This is a genomic window from Microbacterium sp. TS-1 (assembly GCF_000509385.1).
In the GTDB taxonomy this organism is placed as follows: domain Bacteria; phylum Actinomycetota; class Actinomycetes; order Actinomycetales; family Microbacteriaceae; genus Microbacterium; species Microbacterium arborescens.
On record NZ_BASQ01000003.1, the window covers coordinates 1 to 5,483 of the forward strand.

A 5,483-nucleotide genomic window follows, 5' to 3' on the forward strand; every position below is an offset into this window, starting at 1 on the left:
GGGTGGGGTATGGTTGTGAAGTTGCCCTCTGGGCTGGCTGTGAGGTCAGTTGGGGGAGCGTCCGATCCTTGAGAACTCAACAGCGTGCACTTGTCAAATGCCAAATAACCTCGACTCCACTTCGGTGGGGTGAGATTCCTTTGGATCAAAGACCTCCTCTTTGGGGGAGGCAACGGATAGTCAGCAATGATTTATCTCTTTGGTCAGCATCAAACTCGCTGCTCCAGTCTTTTTCCGGCTGGTCGCAGCAAATTTTCTTTACGGAGAGTTTGATCCTGGCTCAGGATGAACGCTGGCGGCGTGCTTAACACATGCAAGTCGAACGGTGAAGCAGAGCTTGCTCTGTGGATCAGTGGCGAACGGGTGAGTAACACGTGAGCAATCTGCCCCTGACTCTGGGATAAGCGCTGGAAACGGCGTCTAATACCGGATACGAGCTGCGACCGCATGGTCAGTAGCTGGAAAGAATTTCGGTCAGGGATGAGCTCGCGGCCTATCAGCTTGTTGGTGAGGTAATGGCTCACCAAGGCGTCGACGGGTAGCCGGCCTGAGAGGGTGACCGGCCACACTGGGACTGAGACACGGCCCAGACTCCTACGGGAGGCAGCAGTGGGGAATATTGCACAATGGGCGCAAGCCTGATGCAGCAACGCCGCGTGAGGGATGACGGCCTTCGGGTTGTAAACCTCTTTTAGCAGGGAAGAAGCGAAAGTGACGGTACCTGCAGAAAAAGCGCCGGCTAACTACGTGCCAGCAGCCGCGGTAATACGTAGGGCGCAAGCGTTATCCGGAATTATTGGGCGTAAAGAGCTCGTAGGCGGTCTGTCGCGTCTGCTGTGAAAACCCGAGGCTCAACCTCGGGCCTGCAGTGGGTACGGGCAGACTAGAGTGCGGTAGGGGAGATTGGAATTCCTGGTGTAGCGGTGGAATGCGCAGATATCAGGAGGAACACCGATGGCGAAGGCAGATCTCTGGGCCGTAACTGACGCTGAGGAGCGAAAGGGTGGGGAGCAAACAGGCTTAGATACCCTGGTAGTCCACCCCGTAAACGTTGGGAACTAGTTGTGGGGTCCATTCCACGGATTCCGTGACGCAGCTAACGCATTAAGTTCCCCGCCTGGGGAGTACGGCCGCAAGGCTAAAACTCAAAGGAATTGACGGGGACCCGCACAAGCGGCGGAGCATGCGGATTAATTCGATGCAACGCGAAGAACCTTACCAAGGCTTGACATATAGAGGAAACGTCTGGAAACAGTCGCCCCGCAAGGTCTCTATACAGGTGGTGCATGGTTGTCGTCAGCTCGTGTCGTGAGATGTTGGGTTAAGTCCCGCAACGAGCGCAACCCTCGTTCTATGTTGCCAGCACGTAATGGTGGGAACTCATGGGATACTGCCGGGGTCAACTCGGAGGAAGGTGGGGATGACGTCAAATCATCATGCCCCTTATGTCTTGGGCTTCACGCATGCTACAATGGCCGGTACAAAGGGCTGCAATACCGTGAGGTGGAGCGAATCCCAAAAAGCCGGTCCCAGTTCGGATTGAGGTCTGCAACTCGACCTCATGAAGTCGGAGTCGCTAGTAATCGCAGATCAGCAACGCTGCGGTGAATACGTTCCCGGGTCTTGTACACACCGCCCGTCAAGTCATGAAAGTCGGTAACACCTGAAGCCGGTGGCCCAACCCTTGTGGAGGGAGCCGTCGAAGGTGGGATCGGTAATTAGGACTAAGTCGTAACAAGGTAGCCGTACCGGAAGGTGCGGCTGGATCACCTCCTTTCTAAGGAGCATCTGACTCTTCGGAGTCCAGAACCCAGTTCGAAGGCACATGTTCTTCGCTGGGAGCTCATGGGTGGAACATTTGACATGGTGCGAAGGATGAGGTTCTTCTCTAGTACGCCGCTTGCGGTGGGAACGGGGAGGGTTTCGGGTGTCGCACCTGCACGCTGTTGGGTCCTGAGGGACCGGATGAGAGTCCGCAACCTCTGGGCCTTTTCTTCATGCTGCTTGGGTGGCATGTGGGGAGGGTACCGCCCGTACTTTGAGAACTACACAGTGGACGCGAGCATCTTCGATGCGACACCTTCGGGTGTTGTGTCGTGAAGATGATCTTAAAGATCATTAGTCAATTTTTTGACGATTCAACTCATGTGATTTCAAGTCTTTAAGAGCAAACGGTGGATGCCTTGGCATCTGGAGCCGAAGAAGGACGTAGCAATCTGCGATAAGCCTCGGGGAGTGGATAAGCACACTGTGATCCGAGGGTGTCCGAATGGGGAAACCCCGCTGGGCGGCGTGCCGACCTAGTGACTCCCGCCTGAATATATAGGGCGGGTAGAGGGAACGTGGGGAAGTGAAACATCTCAGTACCCACAGGAAGAGAAAGCAACAGCGATTCCGTTAGTAGTGGCGAGCGAAACCGGATCAGGCTAAACCTTGCGTGTGTGATAGCCGGCAGGCGTTGCACGTTGGGGGTTGTGGGACTTTTCTGATCATTCTGCCGAGTGGTCGACGTTACAAGAAGGTATAGACGAACAGGTTTGAATGCCTGGTCATAGAGGGTGCGAACCCCGTAGTCGAAATGCTTCTCTTGGCGTGAAGAGTATCCCAAGTAGCACGGGGCCCGAGAAATCCCGTGTGAATCTGTCAGGACCACCTGATAAGCCTAAATACTCCCAGATGACCGATAGCGGACAAGTACCGTGAGGGAAAGGTGAAAAGTACCCCGGGAGGGGAGTGAAATAGTACCTGAAACCGTTTGCTTACAAACCGTTGGAGCCTCCTTAGTAGGGGTGACAGCGTGCCTTTTGAAGAATGAGCCTGCGAGTTAGCGATACGTGGCGAGGTTAACCCGTGTGGGGTAGCCGTAGCGAAAGCGAGTCTGAATAGGGCGATTCAGTCGCGTGTCCTAGACCCGAAGCGAAGTGATCTATCCATGGCCAGGTTGAAGCGACGGTAAGACGTCGTGGAGGACCGAACCCACTTAGGTTGAAAACTGAGGGGATGAGCTGTGGATAGGGGTGAAAGGCCAATCAAACTTCGTGATAGCTGGTTCTCTCCGAAATGCATTTAGGTGCAGCGTTGCGTGTTTCTTGCCGGAGGTAGAGCTACTGGATGGCCGATGGGCCCTACAAGGTTACTGACGTCAGCCAAACTCCGAATGCCGGTAAGTGAGAGCGCAGCAGTGAGACTGTGGGGGATAAGCTTCATAGTCGAGAGGGAAACAACCCAGACCACCAACTAAGGTCCCAAAGCGCGTGCTAAGTGGGAAAGGATGTGGAGTTGCTCTGACAACCAGGAGGTTGGCTTAGAAGCAGCCACCCTTGAAAGAGTGCGTAATAGCTCACTGGTCAAGTGATTCCGCGCCGACAATGTAACGGGGCTCAAGCACGCCACCGAAGTTGTGGCATTGACATTATTGGTAGGCCTTCGTGGTCCAGCCGTGTTGATGGGTAGGAGAGCGTCGTGTGCCGGGTGAAGCGGCGGGGTGACCCAGCCGTGGACGGCACACGAGTGAGAATGCAGGCATGAGTAGCGAAAGACGTGTGAGAAACACGTCCTCCGAAAGACCAAGGGTTCCAGGGTCAAGCTAATCTTCCCTGGGTAAGTCGGGACCTAAGGCGAGGCCGACAGGCGTAGTCGATGGACAACGGGTTGATATTCCCGTACCGGCGAAGAACCGCCCAAGCTAATCCAGTGGTGCTAAGAGTCCTAACCCGGGCTTAGTTGATCCCTTCGGGGTGAGACGGTCCGGTCTAACGCTCGACCCCATGCTGGTGCGGCTAGCGTATTAACAGGTGTGACGCAGGAAGGTAGCCCAACCCGGGCGATGGTTGTCCCGGGGCAAGTGCGTAGGCCGAGTCATAGGCAAATCCGTGACTCATACAGGCTGAGACACGATGCGGATAAAAAGTGGGTGATCCTATGCTGCCGAGAAAAGCATCGACGCGAGGTTCTAGCTGCCCGTACCCCAAACCGACTCAGGTGGTCAGGTAGAGAATACCAAGGAGATCGAGAGAATCGTGGTTAAGGAACTCGGCAAAATGCCCCCGTAACTTCGGGAGAAGGGGGGCCTTCCACTTATTAGGATTTACTCCGAAAGGGTGTGGAGGCCGCAGAGACTAGTGGGTAGCGACTGTTTACTAAAAACACAGGTCCGTGCCAAGTCGCAAGACGATGTATACGGACTGACGCCTGCCCGGTGCTGGAAGGTTAAGAGGACCGGTTAGCCGCAAGGCGAAGCTGAGAATTTAAGCCCCAGTAAACGGCGGTGGTAACTATAACCATCCTAAGGTAGCGAAATTCCTTGTCGGGTAAGTTCCGACCTGCACGAATGGCGTAACGACTTCCCAACTGTCTCAACCGCGAACTCGGCGAAATTGCACTACGAGTAAAGATGCTCGTTACGCGCAGCAGGACGGAAAGACCCCGTGACCTTTACTACAGCTTGGTATTGGTGTTCGGTGTGGCTTGTGTAGGATAGGTGGGAGACTTTGAAGCGGTGACGCCAGTTACCGTGGAGTCATTGTTGAAATACCACTCTGGTCACTCTGGATATCTAACTTCGAACCGTAATCCGGTTCAGGGACAGTGCCTGGTGGGTAGTTTAACTGGGGCGGTTGCCTCCCAAAAAGTAACGGAGGCGCCCAAAGGTTCCCTCAACCTGGTTGGCAATCAGGTGGCGAGTGTAAGTGCACAAGGGAGCTTGACTGTGAGACTGACAGGTCGAGCAGGGACGAAAGTCGGGACTAGTGATCCGGCAGTGGCTTGTGGAAGCGCTGTCGCTCAACGGATAAAAGGTACCTCGGGGATAACAGGCTGATCTTGCCCAAGAGTCCATATCGACGGCATGGTTTGGCACCTCGATGTCGGCTCGTCGCATCCTGGGGCTGGAGTAGGTCCCAAGGGTTGGGCTGTTCGCCCATTAAAGCGGTACGCGAGCTGGGTTTAGAACGTCGTGAGACAGTTCGGTCCCTATCCGCTGCGCGCGTAGGAAATTTGAGAGGATCTGACCCTAGTACGAGAGGACCGGGTTGGACGAACCTCTGGTGTGCCAGTTGTTCCGCCAGGAGCACCGCTGGTTAGCTACGTTCGGGATGGATAACCGCTGAAAGCATCTAAGCGGGAAGCCGGCCTCAAGATGAGATTTCCATGCCTTCGGGCGAGAGGCTCCCAGCTAGACTACTGGGTTGATAGGCCGGATGTGGAAGCGTGGTAACACGTGAAGCTGACCGGTACTAATAAGCCGATGACTTGATAACACACCGTTTTTGGTGCTTGCGTCCACTGAGTGGTTCTCGATGTACGGTCGAGAACCGCATAACGATCAATCGTTGTGCAGACTGAAACATCAATAGTGTTTCGGCGGCCATAGCGTGAGGGAAACGCCCGGTTACATTCCGAACCCGGAAGCTAAGCCTCACAGCGCCGATGGTACTGCAGGGGGGACCCTGTGGGAGAGTAGGACACCGCCGGACTTCTTTCGT

At 55.0% G+C, this 5,483-nt stretch carries 3 rRNA genes; all 3 read left to right on the plus strand.

Annotation, left to right across the window (positions count from 1 at the left end):
* The first annotated feature begins 257 nt into the window (after positions 1 to 257).
* A 16S ribosomal RNA gene (locus tag MTS1_RS15910) occupies positions 258 to 1,777 on the plus strand.
* 374 nt (positions 1,778 to 2,151) lie between these two features.
* Positions 2,152 to 5,258: ribosomal RNA gene (locus MTS1_RS15915) — 23S ribosomal RNA — on the plus strand.
* Between the two features lie 99 nt (positions 5,259 to 5,357).
* Positions 5,358 to 5,474 (plus strand): 5S ribosomal RNA (rrf, locus tag MTS1_RS15920).
* The 16S, 23S and 5S rRNA genes sit together here, the layout of an rRNA operon.
* The last annotated feature ends 9 nt before the right edge of the window (positions 5,475 to 5,483 follow it).